The following is a 17,926-nucleotide window of genomic DNA, read 5'->3' on the forward strand; positions in this document are numbered from 1 at the left end:
CTTCTCTGTTGTTGTACATCATCCAAAGGATAATCACGAAGATTAAAGCAAAACCGATAATCGAATTAAAATCAAATTTCTTTTGTTCCATTTTTTATTTATTTGTCATAAGAAGCAACAATGAATTAATTGTTACATCTTTATTTTTTATGTTTTACCATTGCGGCCACAAAGCTAACAAAAATTGGGTGTGGATTGGCAACAGTACTCCTATATTCCGGATGGTATTGTACACCGATGAAAAAAGGATGGTTCTTAATTTCGATGATTTCTACCAAACCGGTATCAGGATTGACTCCCGAAGCAATCAAACCTGCTGCTTCCAGTTGTTTCCTGTACTCATTATTAAACTCGTAACGGTGACGGTGACGCTCTTGAATTTGGCTTTTGCCATAAATTTCATAGGCCAAACTTCCTTCTTTAATATCACATTTCCAAGCGCCTAAACGCATCGTTCCTCCTTTGTCGGTAATCGTTTTTTGCTCTTCCATGATAGAAATCACCGGATGTTTGGTTTCCTCATTCATCTCGGTTGAATTGGCATCTTTCAATCCGAGAATATTTCTGGAATATTCGATAACCGCCATTTGCATGCCCAAACAAATTCCGAAAAACGGAATGTTATTTTCACGGGCGTAACGAACCGTATCAATTTTTCCTTCAATGCCTCGACCACCAAATCCCGGTGCTACCAAAATTCCGTCTAACCCTTGTAATTGCTCAGCAGCATTGGCCTCATCCAAATATTCCGAGTGAATACTGATTACATTTACTTTAGTCTGATTCGCAGCTCCGGCATGAATAAAGGCTTCTAAAATCGATTTATACGAATCTTGCAATTCTACGTATTTTCCAACCAAACCAACGTTTACTGTTTGTTTTGGATGTTTTAATCGGTGTAAAAAAGTGTTCCAGTTTTTTAAATCCGGAGCCGCTTTTTTGGGTAAGTTTAATTTCTTTAGCGCAACGATATCCAAACCTTCTTCCAACATCAAATTAGGCACTTCATAAATTGTTGAAGCATCTATAGATTGGATAACAGCTTCGCGTTTTACGTTACAGAATAACGCTAATTTTTGACGCAATTCGTCTGATATTTCGTGTTCGGTTCGACAAACTAAAATATCCGCTTTTATACCGCTTTCCATCAACGTTTTTACCGAGTGTTGGGTTGGCTTTGTCTTTAATTCTCCGGCTGCCGCCAAATAAGGAACTAATGTTAAATGGATTACTAACGAATTAGATTCACCCAATTCCCAAACCAATTGGCGTACAGATTCAATGTATGGTAACGATTCGATATCGCCGACTGTTCCACCGATTTCTGTAATTACTATATCAAAATCGCCTGATTGTCCAAGCAATTGCATGCGGTCTTTAATTTCGTTTGTGATATGAGGAACGACTTGAACCGTTTTACCCAAAAATTCTCCTCTTCGCTCCTTTTCAATCACAGAAAGATAAACTCTTCCTGTTGTAACATTATTCGCTTGCGAAGTCGGAACGTTTAAGAAACGCTCGTAATGACCTAAATCCAAATCGGTTTCCGCGCCGTCATCCGTTACAAAACATTCTCCGTGTTCGTAGGGATTTAAAGTTCCTGGATCGACATTGATGTAAGGATCAAACTTTTGTATGGTCGTTCGATAACCTCTAGCCTGTAGTAACTTGGCTAAAGAAGCTGCGATGATTCCTTTTCCTAAGGAAGATGTCACACCGCCGGTAACAAAAATGTATTTTGTTTGTGTTGGGTTCATTGTAAATTATGTTGCTGTGTTGTTGTTGTAAAAAACGAGGCAAAAATACAATTATAATTCGATTGTTAGATTGTTAAAATGTTAGATTTTTAGAAAAAAGAAAATCCAATAATCTAACTTGTCTAAGTAGTCTAAAAATCTAATAATCTTTCTTAGGATATTGCTTTTTGATATTGCGTACCAATTCTTCCAAACCGTTTAATTTGAGTTCGTAAACGAGTTGGAGTTGTTCTCCTAATTGTCCTTTTGGTAATCCTTTTTGAGAATACCAAACTACGTAATATTCGGGCAAGTCAATGAGATAATAGCCTTCATATTTGCCGAAAGGCATTTTGGTGTGCGCGAGTTTAATGAGGAGTTTTTGTTGGTCGTTCAAAATTACTTCCAATTAAAAACAATTTCTCGTTTGATATCGGGATGCAAACTGAAATGTACCGGACAAGTTAATGCAGTTCTTTCCAAAATGGTTTTGGTTTTTTCATCGGCTTCGAGGTTCATTTCAAAAGTCACGTGAATTTCGGAAATTCTTCTTGGATCAGCGGCCATAATTTTAGTTACTTCAGCGGTAGAACCGGAAAAATCTACACCCATTTCACGAGCTTTGATTCCCATAACGGTAAACATACAACTGGCAAATCCATTGGCAACTGTATCCGTTGGAGAAAAAGCTTCTCCTTTGCCATTGTTGTCTAGTGGCGCATCGGAAATGATTTCGCTTCCGGATTGTAAATGGATGGAAGACGTTCTCAAATCTCCTAAATAAGTAACTTTGGATGTAGGCATTATAAAGCTTCTTTGATGGTTAAGTCGGTGTCGTAATACAAAATATAAATTCCGTTGTTTGAGTATCCGTAAGTAGCATTTTGGGTATAATCAAATTTGTTTTCTATTTGCTCAGAAGCATCGGTTTGAATGCTTTCTTCAAAAGTTTTTTCCTGTGACAAACGCAGTAAAGTATCAAAAGTCAAATCAAAACCTCTAATGGCATATTGATTTGGAATAATTTTATTGGACTTTTTATATTTTGCATCAAACTGATTGGCTTCAACCGTTTCGTTTGGTCTTGACAATGACGGATAAAGCAATTTCAATTTAGTCAAACGAGTCAAAGATATTTCTTCGAAATCTAAGGTTTCGTTGGGTTCCATAATCACCAATTGCACTTGGTAATCCTTCTGGGCCGAAAGCATCGCATTAGTTGTGGCCAAAATCATCCCTGTACTCTCAGATGCTAATAGTACATAATTCATTTTGTCTTTTTGCAAATGGACACGCAAACTGTCGGACACAAAACTTCCTTTGGCGCTTAAGCCAACCAGTTTTGTATCGCTTTGCATTTCCTGTATGTATTGTTTTACGCTGCCTTTTTTGGCATCAACCACAGCAATAACGTTACCACCTTTGGTTTTCATATACTGAAAAACCGAACCACGCATTTGCTCTAATGACGGCATTGATTGGTACAAATTGGCAAACTTTTTTCCTGTGTCTTTGGATAGCGGAGAGATAACCGGTGTTTTGGTTGGCTCTAATAACTCGGCCAATTTTTCAACATTGGCTTGGTAGAACGGCCCGATAATCGCATCCATACTTGCCAAATTATTTTGTTGTACCAATGCGGCTGCGTTTGAATTACTTTTGGTTTCTTGAGAATCTAAAATTTTGATATCGATATTCATTCCCAAAACTTTGGCAGAATCAATGGCCATCAATGCGCCCGAATAAAAATCTAAGGTCAGATTGAGAAACTTATCCTTTTTCAAACGCGCTTGGGTTGAATTGACTGTGTCGTTTTCAATTTTACTGATATTAAAGGGCAAAAGTAATGCGAGTTGTTTCCTCGCATTAGTGTTTAAATTCTTCATTAAATTGCCTTGATCCTTTTTGGGGACATTAACTTTCTGACCCATGGGTACCCGCAAAATCATACCCAGTTTGATTCCTTTTTTCAACTCCGGATTGAGCTGAATTAATTCGGTTTCAGTAATTCCGAAATCGGTGGCAATGCTTTGAATCGTTTCTTTTGGCTTGACCACATATTCCTGCAAATATTTTTTTCCTGAATTCGGATTAACAACTGCCGGTTTTTCTTTAATTGGTTCAGCTGATTCAACAGGTTTTGAAGTTACCGCAGGCGCATTTCCCGAAACCACTAATTTTAATCCCACTGGAAAATCAGTCAAAATTGCCGGATTTAATCTTTCCAACTCTTGAATGGTCATGCCATATTTTTTTGAAATCCCGTATTTGGTCTCCTTTGGTTCGATGATGTGATAAGCAGCATTTGTTTTGGGTGATTCAACCTTTGGTTCGCTTTTCACGACTACTTTCGGTGTCTCTTTTGGAGCCGGAACCGGTTTTTCTAAAGGTGGTTTCTCGTAAGTTTCTCGACTTACAACACCTGATGGAATCTTTATTGTTTGTCCAATTTTCAGACCTTCTTTTAACAAATCGCCATTGGCTTCTTTTAATGCCTCTACCGAAACACCATATTGTCTGGAAAGACTAAACAAGGTTTCTTTGGGTTGCACCAAATGAGTTGTTGGATTTGAATTAGCTTTAGGCTGTGTTTGCTTTGGCGCAATTACCGTTGGCTCTGCCGATGATGGCGGAATCAACAAAACGCTGTTCAATTGGATTCCGTTTTGAGAATCGGGATTAAGTTTATAAATATCAAAAGGAGTAACCTTGTATTTTTGCGCTATTAACGTGATCGTTTCCCCTTGCACCACAGTATGCTTGACGTATTTGTCTTGTTTCGCCGAAGAGCTAAACGTGACAATCAGTACAAAAAGCAGTGAGAAAATAATTCGGTTTTTCATAAATTGGTCATTTATTTAACGTTAAAGTTAACAAAACTTTTGACTTGCAATGTTTATTGCTTTACTTTTCATTAACTTTTTTATGTTAACAAAAACTATTCCCATTCTATCGTTGCAGGTGGTTTTGAGCTGATATCATACACTACTCTGTTTACGCCTTTTACTTTATTGATGATTTCATTGGAGATTTTCATCAAAAAATCATAGGGTAAATGTACCCAATCCGCAGTCATTCCGTCAGTTGATTCAACGGCACGAAGGGCTACAACTTTTTCATAAGTACGTTCGTCTCCCATTACTCCTACACTATTGACCGGCAATAAAATAGCTCCGGCTTGCCATACTTTATCGTACAAACCGTGTTCTTTTAATCCGTTGATGAAAACGGCATCTACTTCTTGCAGAATTCTAACTTTTTCAGGCGTTATTGCACCCAAAATTCTGATAGACAATCCCGGTCCTGGGAACGGATGCCTTCCTAAAAGTTCAGGGTCGATGCCCAATGTTTTTCCTACGCGACGCACTTCATCTTTGAAAAGCATGCGCAAAGGTTCAACAATTTGGAGTTTCATAAAATCGGGTAAACCGCCAACATTGTGGTGTGATTTTATAGTGGCCGATGGTCCTTTTACCGAAACCGATTCGATTACATCAGGATAGATTGTTCCTTGCGCCAACCATTTTACGTCTTCAATAAGATGTGCTTCATCATCAAATACTTCGATAAAAACTCGACCGATGGCTTTTCGTTTGGCTTCCGGTTCTTCGATTCCGTCTAAGGCTGAAAGAAAACGTTCTGAAGCGTCAACGCCTTTTACGTTTAATCCCATGTCTTTGTATTGGTGCAATACGTTTTCGAATTCGTTTTTGCGAAGCAAACCATTATTTACGAAAATACAATAGAGGTTTTTACCAATGGCTTTATTCAACAATACAGCAGCCACGGTAGAATCTACGCCACCTGAAAGTCCAAGAACTACTTTATCGTCTTTAACTTTTTCTTGTAATTCTTTCACACAATCTTCCACGAAAGCATTCGGGGTGAAATTTTGCGGTACTTCGGCTATTTTGACTAAGAAGTTTTCTAAAATTTGTTTTCCATCGGTTGAATGGTATACTTCAGGATGAAATTGAATAGCATAGGTAGTTTCTCCTTCAATACGATAAGCTGCATTGGCTACGTCTTTGGTACTAGCTAACAATACACCATTGGTTGGCATTTGTTTAATCGTGTCACTATGACTCATCCAAACCTGACTGTTTAAAGCTACTTCCTCAAAAAAGGCTTCGTCATCTTTGATAAAATACAAATTGGCTCTACCATATTCACGAATATTACTTGGTGCCACTTCTCCACCGTTGAAATGGGCTAAATATTGGGCACCGTAACAAACCGCCAACAAAGGCATTTTACCACGAATTTGAGATAAATCAGGATGAGGAGCATCTTCTCCTCTCACAGAATAAGGGCTACCCGAAAGGATAACTGCTTTATAGGACGATAAATCATCAGGAAAATGATTGAACGGAAAAATTTCGCAGAATATGTTTAATTCGCGAACGCGGCGTGCAATAAGTTGTGTGTATTGCGAACCGAAATCTAAAATAAGTACGTTGTGTTGCATGCGCAAAAGTACTACTCTCGATTGAAAATAAAAAACGGCAAAAGAAGAATCTTTAAAGGAATTTTCTTTTGCCGTAAATTTTGGGAATAGCGCTTACTCTTTCACTATCTTTTTGGTCTTTTCACCGCTAATTGAATCTACTTTTAAAAAGTAAATGCCATTAGAATAATTAGAAACATCAATAGTTGCTTGCGAAGTATCGGTAATTTGAGTTAACAAAACCCTGCCTTGCATATCACATAACTGAATGGATTTGATAATACTATTGGCCGTAACGGTGATGTTGTCTTTGGTTGGATTAGGGTAATAATCAAAATCTAATTGGGTAAAACTTTCTACTCCTAAAACCGTATTTTCTCCTTGTAAATACAAAGAAACCGGTATATAACCTTGTGCGCCTACAAAGACAGCATCAGGCACAGCTATTTGAAACGAATGGGCACCCGGACTTAAATTACCCAAACTGATTTCGCGAATAGGAATAACCGAACCCGGACACCAATTGCTAAAAGACTGCCATTGTGATGGCGTTCTTGGGGTTGCACCATAAATTCCGTTTGCCTGAGTATTATAAATTCGGTAAGGCTCACAAGTTAGTTCGCCCGGACGATACGTCAATATCTGGTTGGAATCCAAAGAAATATAATGCCATCTTCTGTTGTATTCTTCTCCACCTGAATTGGCTCCGTGATTGGACGTAATCAAATAAAATTTAGCATTATTAATTTGGGAATCAAGATTAAAATTGATGGTTCTTACAGTTGTTCCTATCGCATCTGAAGCACCGGTCGCATAATTATTGAGATCCTTTTTGAAATTTAAAGGCAAAATAAAAGTGTCGTCGGGCACCGTTGTATCTGTATTGGTAATAAAATTCAATGTTCCGTAAAACACATCATTCCGACCTGAACAACCTGCGATTTGTGTATTGGCTGCATAAGGCACACCAAATAATTCAAACTCTATCCAAAAATCATAAAGCGTATTTAGGTACTCGTCTTTTAATATTTTGGTTACATTATCTACTGTAAAAGTGTAAGGCACCAAATTGGGCGCAACATTTTTATTCATAAACGGTGTTATAAATCTGCCTAACTCAATTCTGCTTGTAGTGGCCGGACTATAAAACGGAGATCCTTTGGGCACTAAGGCCAAATTGATATTTCCGATTCGGTCATAGTTATCGCACGCGGCAGAGATTGAAATATCAAGCGTTAGGGTATTTCCAATTTGCGACAATACTTCGGGTGTCAATTTTTTGGTAAACAAATCGTTTCTCAATCTGACTACATCGGCCGCAGTAGGATGGTTTACCAAGGCAGCATAGCCGTCATAAAACAATACGTCTTCATAAATAAGAATGGTAGTTTGCGCTTTAGATGTTAGGGATAATCCTAAAAGGAAAAGTACTAAAAAGTAATATTTCTTCATAGTTGTGTTTTTGGTTGTTAAGTGTGTAAAAGTAAAAAAAAGTTTATTTAAACTGAACTTATTTGCCTGAAAATCAAAAGGAAATCACAGAATAAAAAAACACCTGACAGATTCCAAAAACCGGTCAGGTGCAACTAAATATTTTTAATAATTATTTTTGTTTAAATGCTCTTAAGCCCGGAAAGTAAGCCGTATCGCCTAATTCTTCTTCTATACGCAACAACTGGTTGTATTTCGCCATACGGTCTGAACGCGAAGCCGAACCCGTTTTGATTTGACCACAGTTTAAAGCTACGGCTAAATCAGCAATGGTGTTGTCTTCTGTTTCTCCTGAACGGTGAGACATTACCGAAGTATAGCCCGCGTTATGTGCCATATTTACCGCTGCAATGGTCTCCGTTAAAGTTCCAATTTGATTTACTTTTACTAAGATAGAATTTGCGATTCCTTCACTAATTCCACGTGATAAACGTTCTACATTGGTTACGAATAAATCGTCACCTACCAATTGGGTTTTGTTTCCGATTAACTCTGTTAAATATTTCCAACCTTCCCAATCGTCTTCATACATACCGTCTTCGATAGAAATGATTGGATAATTTGTTGCTAAAGACGCTAAGTATTCCGCTTGTTCTTTTGAAGTTCTGATTTTTCCGGTTGCGCCTTCGAATTTTGTGTAGTCATATTTTCCGTCTACATAAAACTCTGAAGCGGCACAATCAAGGGCAATCATAATTTCGTCTCCAAATTTATATCCTGCATTTTCAACCGCTTTTTTGATGGTATCCAAAGCATCTTCTGTCCCGCCGGCAAGGTTTGGTGCAAAACCACCTTCGTCACCTACTGCTGTAGAAAGATTTCTATCGTGTAATACTTTTTTCAAGTTGTGGAAAATTTCTGTTCCCATTTGCATTGCATGAGTGAATGATGTTGCTTTTACCGGCATAATCATAAACTCTTGGAAAGCGATTGGCGCATCGGAGTGTGAGCCACCATTGATGATGTTCATCATGGGAACCGGTAAAGTATTGGCAGAAACACCACCTACGTAACGGTATAATGGCAATCCTAATTCGTTAGCTGCTGCTTTAGCAACGGCCAAAGAAACGCCTAAAATTGCATTGGCACCAAGGTTTGATTTGTTTGGAGTAGCATCCAATTCAATCATTAATTGGTCGATGTGATTTTGTTCGAAAACAGAAACACCCATTAATTCAGGAGCAATAGTATCGTTAACATTCTTCACGGCTTTCAAAACTCCTTTACCCATATAGGCTTTTCCGCCGTCTCTTAATTCTACTGCTTCGTGTTCTCCGGTTGAAGCGCCACTTGGAACAGCAGCACGACCTAAAACGCCGTTTTCGGTTACTACATCTACTTCAATAGTTGGATTTCCTCTGGAATCAAGAATTTGTCTTGCGTGAACTTTGATGATTATGCTCATTGTATATTGTTTTTAGATTTTAATTAGGTTCACAAATTTAAGAAATTTAAAAAAGCCATTATTAATTATTTACACAACTTATAAACGCAATCGATTTAGTTTGGCCAAAATTTAACACAAATTCATTTTACCGTTAATTATACAAGTTTAATGCAATATTGCATAACAACTGTCATTGATGTTCTGTATAACTTTACGGTAATGTTTAAAACCTATTTGTCATGAAAAATGCTACTCTTAAAAACAGTGTCCGAAGTAAATTATTTACTATAATTTACTTGGTTCTTTTGGTTGGACTTATTCCAACTTCTATATACTCACAAGATTATCGTTATATCAATGCTTATATGGATGATTTTGGAAAGAACGAAATGTTTGTAAAGAAATCGTTAATGGATTATTCGGTTACTATCGTAGAATCACAATTGGCCTCGAGATCTAATGCTGCTGCCGGAAAAATTATTGAAAAATTGGAAAGTATGAATGCCAATTTAAGAAGTAACAACAAAGGCTTTGAGAACAACACTTCGCTTAGAGACAGCTTTATCAAAATGAATCAAAAAACGATAGTGTCTTTGCTTAACGGGAGTTTGATTTTAAACGATTATGAATACCAAAGCACTTTATCATTGACCGAAATTGGGGTAAATCTTAATCAGAAAGAAAAAGACTTGGCCAGTTATTTTCAAGAATTGAAAGATTATGAAAAAAGCAAAAAAGCTTTTGGAACCCAATACAATATGACTTTAAAGAGTTGTAACGGCAAAAATGTTTTAGAATACAATGCCTTACAAAACGTATTATTTTATAAAATCAATGTGATTGACCAAAAACTAACTTTTGTAATTACGGCGAAGGATAAAAAAGGATTTTTCGACTGTTTGAACAGTATAACCGTTATGCACCAAGCTGCTTTGGCAAAAACTACTCAGTATAACAACAATTTTAAAGACAACACGCTTAACGCTGCCAATATAAAATATTCGAATTTCATCAATGACCAAAAAGGAAAATTTGCCAATTTATTTAATGATTATGTGGATGAATACAATGCGCTTCAAACCTTAAAAAATTCAAAAGCTCCGCAAACCAATGAGACTGTTGCTAATTACAACCAAGTCGTTAGAAGTTATAATACCAAAAAGAATTCGTTTTATGCTGTTTTTAATACCATTCAAACTGCCAAAAAAGTATTGTATGACAGTTGGTTTGTAACCAATGGCACTTTCTTAAAAAACAACGGGGAATTTGAAAACATCCACACAAAATATGCTGTTAACAATTAATTCCCCGTATTAGAATTTAGTCTGTGAAGGCAAAAGGTTTATACTTCAAGTAAGCTTTTTGCCTTTTTGATGTTGGTGATAAAATCATCAAACAAATAAGAAGAGTCATGCGGACCTGGACTGGCTTCCGGATGGTATTGCACCGAAAATACATTTTTTGATTTCATTCTCATTCCCGCAACAGTATTGTCGTTGATATGGTAATGCGTGATTTCTATATCGGTGTGATTTTCCAATTCTTCTCTGTTGACTGCGAATCCGTGGTTTTGCGAGGTGATTTCTCCTTTTCCGGTCAAGATATTCATTACCGGATGATTGATTCCTCTGTGACCGTTGAACATCTTGTAAGTTGATACGCCATTGGCCAAACCTATAATTTGGTGTCCTAAACAAATCCCGAAAACGGGTTTATCTGAAGTAATCATTTCTTTTGCCACTTCGATTACACCTTCTAGTGGTTCCGGATCGCCCGGTCCGTTTGACAAGAAGTAACCATCAGCATTGAAGGATTTTAGCTCTTCGAAAGTGGCGTTGTATGGGAATACTTTGATGTAGCAATCTCTTTTCGCTAAATTTCTCAAGATGTTTCTTTTGATCCCTAGATCTAAGGCTGCGATTTTATAAGTAGCATTTTCTTCTCCGAAGAAATATGGTTCAGTAACAGATACTGTTGACGCCAATTCCAAACCTTTCATATCGGGAACGTTGGCTAATAATTGTTTTAATTCTTCTATCGGAGTTCCGTCAGTACAGATTACGGCGTTTTGAGCACCGTGGTCACGGATGTAACTTACCAAAGCTCTTGTATCGACATCTGAGATACAGATTAGGTTTTCTTTTTCGAAGTAATCGTAAAGGTTGCTTTCCGAATCGGGGCGCGAATGGGTAAAGCTGAAGTTTTTACAAACTAGGCCTGAAATCATGATTTTGTCAGCTTCTACTTCATTGGCGTTTACACCATAGTTTCCGATGTGCGGATTGGTAGCTACCATGATTTGTCCGAAATAAGACGGATCGGTGAAGATTTCTTGGTAACCGGTCATTCCGGTGTTGAAACAAACTTCGCCAAAGGTTTTGCCGGAGATACCGATTGATTTTCCGTAAAAGATGGTGCCGTCTGCTAGTAGTAAGAGAGCTTGTGGTCGTGTGGTGTACTTCATTATCTTGTTGTGTTGTAGTTTTGCAAAATTAAATTATTGTACTGTGATAATAAAACAGAATTATAAAAGTTTATAAACATTCCTTTTGTTTTCTTTTTAGCCCTGATTGTAGAAGTTGCCGTGCAACTCGAAAAGCAGGAATATGGATGGCTGATAAATCCCGAACCATTCGCTCCTGACTTTGACACTACCTCTTTGCTCGGTACAAGCCAAAAAAAAAGGATAAACAAAACGTTTATCCTTTATATTTAAGAATGGGCAACCATTAGGCTTGCTCTTCTTTAGATTCTTCATCAGCCGGAGCTTTCGGAGTTTCGTCAGCCGGAGTTTCTTCCACTTCGGCAACTGCCGGAGCTTCTTCAACAACTTCTGGAGTCTCAACTTCAGCAACTGGAGTTTCTACAACCTCTGCAGCCGGAGTCTCAACAACTTCTTCTACGATTGGAGCAGCCTCTTCAACGATTGGAGCTACTTCTTCTACAACTGGTGCAGCAGTAGGAGTTGCAGCAGGCGCAGTCGTTTTCTTAGCACGACGTGTTCTACCTTTTTTCTCTTCTTTTTTACCTCCGTTGTATAGTTCGTTGAAATCTACTAACTCGATCATGGCCATATCAGCGTTATCTCCAAGACGGTTACCCATTTTGATGATACGAGTATATCCACCCGGACGATCTCCTACTTTCGCAGCTACGTCTCTGAATAATTCAGTTACGGCGTATTTGTTGCGTAAGTAAGCGAAAACGATACGTCTGTTGTGCGTAGTATCTTCTTTTGATTTTGTTACCAATGGCTCAACAAATTGTTTAAGCGCTTTAGCTTTAGCAACAGTAGTATTAATACGTTTGTGCTCGATAAGAGAACAAGCCATATTAGCCAACATAGATTTTCTATGTCCGGTCTGTCTGCTTAAGTGATTTACTTTTTTTCCGTGTCTCATGACGTGTTTTTTTAACCTTCATCTTGCTCAATCCACCTTGGAGAGCAAAATATGAAGTAATTTATTCTTTATCTAATTTATATTTACCTAAATCCATTCCGAAAGTTAGATTCTTGTTGGCTACTAATTCGTCTAACTCAGTTAGCGATTTTTTACCAAAATTACGGAACTTCATTAAGTCGTTTTTGTTGAAAGATACAAGATCTCCAAGGGTATCAACTTCGGCTGCTTTCAAACAATTAAGTGCTCTTACTGATAAGTCCATATCAACCAATTTGGTTTTCAATAACTGTCTCATGTGTAATGACTCTTCGTCGTAAGACTCTGTTTGAGCAATTTCATCAGCTTCAAGAGTAATTCTCTCATCGGAGAATAACATAAAGTGGTGAATTAAAACTTTGGCAGCTTCTGTTAAGGCATCTTTTGGATTGATTGAACCATCAGTTTTGATTTCAAAAACTAATTTTTCATAATCTGTTTTTTGCTCCACACGGAAGTTTTCAATGGCGTATTTTACATTTTTTACCGGGGTAAAGATAGAGTCTGTAAAAATAGTACCAATGGCTGCATTTTGTTTTTTGTTCTCCTCAGCAGGAACATAACCACGACCTTTCTCGATAGTTAATTCCATGTTTAGGTTAACTTTGCTATCCAAGTTACAAATTACCAGTTCCGGGTTTAACACCTGAAAACCGGAGATGAATTTTTGAAAATCACCTGCTGTAATTTGGTCTTTTCCTGAGATTGAGATAGAAACCGTTTCATTATCTACATCTTCGATTTGACGTTTGAAACGTACTTGTTTAAGATTAAGGATAATTTCGGTAACATCTTCAACAACTCCTGAAATGGTAGAAAACTCATGCTCAACTCCTTCGATACGAACCGAAGTAATGGCATAACCTTCTAACGCAGAAAGTAAAACTCTTCTAAGTGCATTACCAACGGTCAATCCGTATCCCGGTTCTAAAGGTCTGAATTCAAACTTACCTTCAAAATCGGTTGAATCGATCATGATAACTTTATCGGGCTTCTGAAAATTAAATATTGCCATATAATTTAGACTATTGTCAATTATTATTTGTTGTACAACTCTACGATTAATTGTTCTTTAATGTTTTCTGGGATTTGAAGTCTTTGAGGAACAGAAACAAAAGTTCCTTCTTTAGTATCATTATTCCAAGTGATCCATTCATATACATGAGAAGAGTTGGCTAATGAACGCTCGATAGCTTCAACAGATTTAGATTTTTCACGAACAGCAACTTTGTCACCTGGTTTCAAGTGGTAAGAAGGGATGTTTACCAATTCTCCGTTTACAGTAATGTGACGGTGAGAAACGATTTGTCTTGCAGCTCTTCTTGAAGGTGCAATTCCCATTCTAAATACAACGTTATCTAAACGAGCTTCACATAATTGTAAAAGGATTTCGCCTGTTACACCTTTAGAAGCTGCTGCTTTTTCGAAAAGGTTTCTGAATTGTTTTTCTAAAATACCGTAAGAGTATTTAGCTTTTTGCTTTTCCATTAATTGGACAGCGTATTCAGATTTTTTACCTCTTTTTTTAGCCATCCCGTGTTGTCCAGGAGGATAATTTCTTTTTTCGAAGGATTTGTCTTCTCCGAAAATTGCTTCGCCAAATTTACGAGCAATTCTAGTTTGTGGACCAGTATATCTTGCCATTTTAAATTGTTTTAAGATTGAGATTATGAATTCAGGTCACATCCTTCGATAATCTATTCGCCAATCTTGATTATACTTATTGTTTGTTTAATTAGATACTGAAAATAAATTCAGTATAAATTATACTCTACGTCTTTTAGGAGGACGACATCCGTTGTGTGGCATTGGAGTAACGTCAATGATTTCGGTTACTTCAATTCCTGAATTATGAATAGATCTGATAGCAGACTCACGTCCGTTACCCGGTCCTTTTACATAAACTTTTACTTTTTTAAGACCAGCTTCTAAAGCCACCTTTCCACAATCTTCTGCTGCCATTTGAGCTGCGTATGGAGTGTTCTTTTTAGAACCTCTAAAGCCCATTTTACCGGCTGAAGACCAAGAGATAACTTCACCTTTTTTGTTAGTTAACGAAATGATGATGTTATTAAAGGTAGCATTAATATGAGCTTCACCCGTTGATTCAACGATAACTTTACGTTTTTTTGCAGTTGCTTTAGCCATATTATTTATTATTTAGTTGCTTTTTTCTTGTTAGCAACAGTTTTTCTTTTACCTTTTCTTGTTCTAGAGTTGTTCTTAGTTCTTTGTCCTCTTAACGGAAGACCAGATCTATGACGGATACCTCTATAACATCCAATATCCATTAAACGTTTGATGTGCAATGACACTTCTGAACGAAGTTCACCTTCAATTTTGTAATATGATACCGCATCACGGATTCCTCCGATTTCGTCATCATTCCAATCTTGAACTTTTTTATCTTGGCTTACTTGAGCTTTTTCTAAAATCTCAATAGCTCTACTTCTACCTACTCCGAAGATGTAGGTTAAAGCGATAACTCCTCTTTTGTTTTTTGGGATGTCTACCCCTGCTATTCTTGCCATAACTTATCCTTGTCTTTGTTTAAATCTAGGATTCTTTTTATTAATCACGTACAATCTGCCTTTGCGACGTACGATAATGCACTCGGCACTTCTTTTTTTAACTGATGCTCTTACTTTCATATTAGTAGCTTTAGTATCTATAAGTAATTCTTGCTTTTGACAAATCGTAAGGGCTCATTTCCAATTTCACTTTGTCACCTGGTAACAATTTGATGTAATGCATTCGCATTTTACCGGAGATGTGAGCAATCACAATATGTCCATTTTCTAATTCCACACGAAACATAGCATTGGATAATGCTTCAATGATTGTTCCGTCTTGTTCTATTGCTGATTGTTTTGCCATAAAAATTAAGCTACTGCTTTTCTATTTTTACCACTTTTCATCAATCCGTCATAGTGTTTATTCAATAAATAAGAATTTATTTGTTGAATAGTATCGATAGCAACACCAACCATAATGATTAATGAAGTACCACCATAGAACATTGCCCAAGATTGTTGTACATCAAGACTAACAACAATGGCTGGGAACACAGCGATTAATGCTAAAAATAATGAACCAGGGAATGTTATAAGAGACATGATTTTATCTAAGAAATCGGCTGTTTCCACTCCGGGTTTAACACCAGGAATAAAACCACCACTTCTTTTTAAATCATCGGCCATTTTGTTTGTTGGAACTGTAATTGCAGTGTAGAAGAATGTGAATATTAAAATCAACAAAGCAAATACAAAGTTGTACCAAAATCCGAACATATTACTAAAAGTACCTGCAATAGACTGAGACGTTTCAGATTTTGAAAGTCCGGCTAAAGCCGCAGGGATGAACATAATCGCTTGTGCGAAAATGATTGGCATAACTCCTGCAGAATTCAATTTCAAAGGAATCCACTGTCTGTTGCCACCCATCATGTCTTGTTCAAAATCACCGGTTGTTGTACGACGAGCGTATTGTACCGGAATTTTTCTAACTGCCATTACTAATAGCACGCAAGCAATGATTACCAATAACCAAACTACGATTTCAAATACCAATAACATTGGACCACCATTATTGTTGGTCACTTTAGAGGTAAATTCTTGAAATAATGCTTGTGGCAATCTGGCTAAGATACCCACCATAATCAATAGTGAAATACCGTTACCAATACCTTTGTCTGTAATTTTTTCACCTAACCACATGGCGAATATTGTACCTGTAGTTAGAATTAATACTGAAGAGAACAAAAATTGGAATGAATCAAATCCTAAAAGGAAGGCACCCGGAGGTAGCGTAGTGTATAGGTTATAGATATAACCAGGACCTTGTACCAAAGTGATTGCGATGGTTAACCATCTTGTTATTTGATTTAATCTTTTTCTGCCACTTTCGCCATCTTTTTGCAATTTCTGCAAATAAGGAATAGCGATACCCATTAATTGAACAACAATTGAAGCTGAAATGTAGGGCATAATACCTAACGCAAAAACTGATGCTTTAGAAAAAGCTCCACCGGTAAACATATCTAGTATTGATCCAATACCTTTATCTGTTTGACCTGCTAAGTTTTCTAATTGTGTAGCATCAATTCCCGGAAGAGTTACATGCGCTCCAAATCTGTAAACTAATAAAAGAAGTAACGTTAAAGTTATTCTTGTTCTTAGTTCTTCTATTTTCCAAACATTATTTAATGATTCAAAAAATTTCTTCATTGTTCTATTAATTATAAGGTTACAGCTTCTCCACCGGCAGCTTCAATAGCCGCTTTAGCAGTTGCAGTAAATTTGTGAGCAGTTACTTTTAATTTTGCTTTTAATTCTCCTCTTCCTAAAATCTTAACCAATTCGTTTTTAGTAGCCAAACGGGTTTCTACATATACTGTAAAATCTACTGTATCTGTAACAGTTCCGTTGTCTACCAATAACTGAAGTGCATCAAGGTTGATCCCTTGATATTCTTTACGGTTGATGTTTGTGAAACCAAACTTAGGCACACGTCTTTGAAGTGGCATTTGTCCACCTTCAAAACCAATCTTTTTAGAATAACCAGAACGAGACTTTGCTCCTTTGTGACCACGTGCAGCGGTACCACCTTTACCAGAACCTTCTCCTCTACCTAATCTTTTATTTTGATTGTGTGTAGAACCTTCAGCAGGTTGTAAGTTACTTAAATTCATCACTATGATTTGTTATTTAACTTCCTCTACGGAAACTAAGTGTTTAACTTTATTTATCATTCCAAGGATAGCTGGATTTGAATCATGCTCCACAACCTGTCCCATTTTACGAAGACCTAAAGCCTCTAATCCTCTCTTTTGTGTAAGAGGACAATTGATTTTGCTTCTAACTTGTTTTACTAATAATTTAGCCATAATTTCCTTGAATTAACCTTTAAAAACTTTTTCTAAAGAAATACCTCTTTGTTTTGCAACAGTAACGGCACTTCTCATTTGTAATAAAGCATCAAAAGTTGCTTTTACCACGTTGTGAGGGTTTGATGAACCTTGTGATTTTGACAATACATCGTGGATACCAACCGACTCAAGAACCGAACGAACAGCTCCACCAGCGATTACTCCGGTACCGTGAGATGCAGGCATCAAAAATACTGCTGCTCCACCAAATTTTCCTTTTTGTTCGTGAGGTACAGATTGACCACTTAAAGGAATTCTAACTAAGTTTTTCTTTGCATCTTCTACTGCTTTAGCAATAGCTTCAGAAACGTCTTTAGATTTTCCTAAACCATGTCCAACAACACCGTTTTCATCACCTACTACTACAATTGCAGAGAACCCGAAAGCTCTACCACCTTTTGTAACTTTGGTAACACGATTTACACTTACCAGACGATCTTTTAATTCAAGACCGCTAGGTTTTACTAATTCTACATTTTTGTATTTAGACATAATATA

At 37.1% G+C, this 17,926-nt stretch carries 19 protein-coding genes and 1 pseudogene; 1 reads left to right on the top strand and 19 read right to left on the bottom strand.

Going from position 1 to position 17,926, the window contains the following annotated elements; genetic code table 11:
* Positions 1 to 140: 140 nt before the first annotated feature.
* The 7 genes from ACK4HO_RS06680 to eno all read right to left on the bottom strand — a co-directional run bounded on the left by ACK4HO_RS06680 (position 141) and on the right by eno (position 9,079).
* Positions 141 to 1,757 (bottom strand): CTP synthase, encoded by a 1,617-nt coding sequence (locus ACK4HO_RS06680; protein WP_409664257.1) that lies wholly within the window; start codon positions 1,755 to 1,757, stop codon positions 141 to 143.
* Positions 1,758 to 1,896: 139 nt separating this feature from the next.
* On the bottom strand, positions 1,897 to 2,136 hold the full coding sequence (locus tag ACK4HO_RS06685; protein ID WP_409664335.1) for a DUF3820 family protein: 240 nt from the start codon (positions 2,134 to 2,136) through the stop codon (positions 1,897 to 1,899).
* Positions 2,136 to 2,540: an OsmC family protein gene (locus ACK4HO_RS06690; RefSeq protein WP_409664259.1), complete on the bottom strand. Its 405-nt coding sequence runs from the start codon at positions 2,538 to 2,540 to the stop codon at positions 2,136 to 2,138. The genes ACK4HO_RS06685 and ACK4HO_RS06690 overlap by 1 nt, the downstream gene beginning before the upstream one ends.
* Positions 2,540 to 4,579, bottom strand: a complete 2,040-nt coding sequence (locus ACK4HO_RS06695; protein WP_409664261.1) for a LysM peptidoglycan-binding domain-containing protein — start codon at positions 4,577 to 4,579, stop codon at positions 2,540 to 2,542. Before ACK4HO_RS06695 ends, ACK4HO_RS06690 begins: the two co-directional genes overlap by 1 nt.
* 95 nt (positions 4,580 to 4,674) lie before the next feature.
* Entirely contained in the window at positions 4,675 to 6,204 is a 1,530-nt protein-coding gene (guaA, locus tag ACK4HO_RS06700; protein ID WP_409664263.1) for a glutamine-hydrolyzing GMP synthase, read from the bottom strand.
* A gap of 93 nt (positions 6,205 to 6,297) precedes the next feature.
* Complete coding sequence (locus ACK4HO_RS06705; protein WP_409664265.1) at positions 6,298 to 7,635, bottom strand: peptide-N-glycosidase F-related protein; 1,338 nt, start codon at positions 7,633 to 7,635, stop codon at positions 6,298 to 6,300.
* 151 nt (positions 7,636 to 7,786) lie between these two features.
* Entirely contained in the window at positions 7,787 to 9,079 is a 1,293-nt protein-coding gene (eno, locus tag ACK4HO_RS06710; protein WP_409664267.1) for a phosphopyruvate hydratase, read from the bottom strand.
* Positions 9,080 to 9,300: 221 nt separating this feature from the next.
* Between eno and ACK4HO_RS06715 the strand changes: the two genes are divergently transcribed.
* Positions 9,301 to 10,365 carry a hypothetical protein gene (locus ACK4HO_RS06715; RefSeq protein ID WP_409664268.1) on the top strand — a complete coding sequence of 355 codons (1,065 nt, stop codon included), beginning with the start codon at positions 9,301 to 9,303 and terminating at the stop codon, positions 10,363 to 10,365.
* Between the two features lie 38 nt (positions 10,366 to 10,403).
* Here the strand turns inward: ACK4HO_RS06715 and carA are convergent, their stop codons facing one another.
* The 12 genes and pseudogenes from carA to rpsE all read right to left on the bottom strand — a co-directional run bounded on the left by carA (position 10,404) and on the right by rpsE (position 17,923).
* Entirely contained in the window at positions 10,404 to 11,525 is a 1,122-nt protein-coding gene (gene carA / locus ACK4HO_RS06720; protein WP_409664270.1) for a glutamine-hydrolyzing carbamoyl-phosphate synthase small subunit, read from the bottom strand.
* A 475-nt stretch (positions 11,526 to 12,000) separates the two neighbouring features.
* Positions 12,001 to 12,462: pseudogene (rplQ, locus tag ACK4HO_RS06725) on the bottom strand (50S ribosomal protein L17); the annotation flags it as partial.
* A 61-nt stretch (positions 12,463 to 12,523) separates the two neighbouring features.
* Positions 12,524 to 13,516 carry a DNA-directed RNA polymerase subunit alpha gene (locus ACK4HO_RS06730; protein WP_121312871.1) on the bottom strand — a complete coding sequence of 331 codons (993 nt, stop codon included), beginning with the start codon at positions 13,514 to 13,516 and terminating at the stop codon, positions 12,524 to 12,526.
* Positions 13,517 to 13,539: 23 nt separating this feature from the next.
* On the bottom strand, positions 13,540 to 14,145 hold the full coding sequence (gene rpsD / locus ACK4HO_RS06735) for a 30S ribosomal protein S4 (protein WP_176305657.1): 606 nt from the start codon (positions 14,143 to 14,145) through the stop codon (positions 13,540 to 13,542).
* A gap of 120 nt (positions 14,146 to 14,265) precedes the next feature.
* The gene (gene rpsK, locus ACK4HO_RS06740) at positions 14,266 to 14,649 is read right to left on the bottom strand and encodes a 30S ribosomal protein S11 (protein ID WP_121312869.1); all 384 of its coding nucleotides are present in this window, start codon (positions 14,647 to 14,649) and stop codon (positions 14,266 to 14,268) included.
* Between the two features lie 8 nt (positions 14,650 to 14,657).
* Positions 14,658 to 15,032 carry a 30S ribosomal protein S13 gene (gene rpsM, locus ACK4HO_RS06745; RefSeq protein ID WP_171222661.1) on the bottom strand — a complete coding sequence of 125 codons (375 nt, stop codon included), beginning with the start codon at positions 15,030 to 15,032 and terminating at the stop codon, positions 14,658 to 14,660.
* A gap of 3 nt (positions 15,033 to 15,035) precedes the next feature.
* The gene (gene ykgO, locus ACK4HO_RS06750) at positions 15,036 to 15,152 is read right to left on the bottom strand and encodes a type B 50S ribosomal protein L36 (protein WP_002987490.1); all 117 of its coding nucleotides are present in this window, start codon (positions 15,150 to 15,152) and stop codon (positions 15,036 to 15,038) included.
* Between the two features lie 10 nt (positions 15,153 to 15,162).
* Positions 15,163 to 15,378, bottom strand: a complete 216-nt coding sequence (gene infA, locus ACK4HO_RS06755) for a translation initiation factor IF-1 (RefSeq protein WP_008254466.1) — start codon at positions 15,376 to 15,378, stop codon at positions 15,163 to 15,165.
* 5 nt (positions 15,379 to 15,383) lie between these two features.
* Positions 15,384 to 16,727, bottom strand: coding sequence for a preprotein translocase subunit SecY (gene secY / locus ACK4HO_RS06760; protein WP_409664274.1), 1,344 nt, complete (start codon positions 16,725 to 16,727; stop codon positions 15,384 to 15,386).
* Between the two features lie 11 nt (positions 16,728 to 16,738).
* Positions 16,739 to 17,191, bottom strand: coding sequence for a 50S ribosomal protein L15 (gene rplO, locus ACK4HO_RS06765; RefSeq protein WP_121312866.1), 453 nt, complete (start codon positions 17,189 to 17,191; stop codon positions 16,739 to 16,741).
* A gap of 12 nt (positions 17,192 to 17,203) precedes the next feature.
* Positions 17,204 to 17,386, bottom strand: a complete 183-nt coding sequence (gene rpmD, locus ACK4HO_RS06770) for a 50S ribosomal protein L30 (RefSeq protein ID WP_121312865.1) — start codon at positions 17,384 to 17,386, stop codon at positions 17,204 to 17,206.
* A gap of 12 nt (positions 17,387 to 17,398) precedes the next feature.
* A complete protein-coding gene (gene rpsE / locus ACK4HO_RS06775; RefSeq protein WP_121312864.1) occupies positions 17,399 to 17,923 on the bottom strand; it encodes a 30S ribosomal protein S5 in 525 nt (174 codons plus the stop codon).
* Positions 17,924 to 17,926: the final 3 nt, after the last annotated feature.

This window comes from Flavobacterium sp., from assembly GCF_046296355.1.
Classification (GTDB): domain Bacteria; phylum Bacteroidota; class Bacteroidia; order Flavobacteriales; family Flavobacteriaceae; genus Flavobacterium.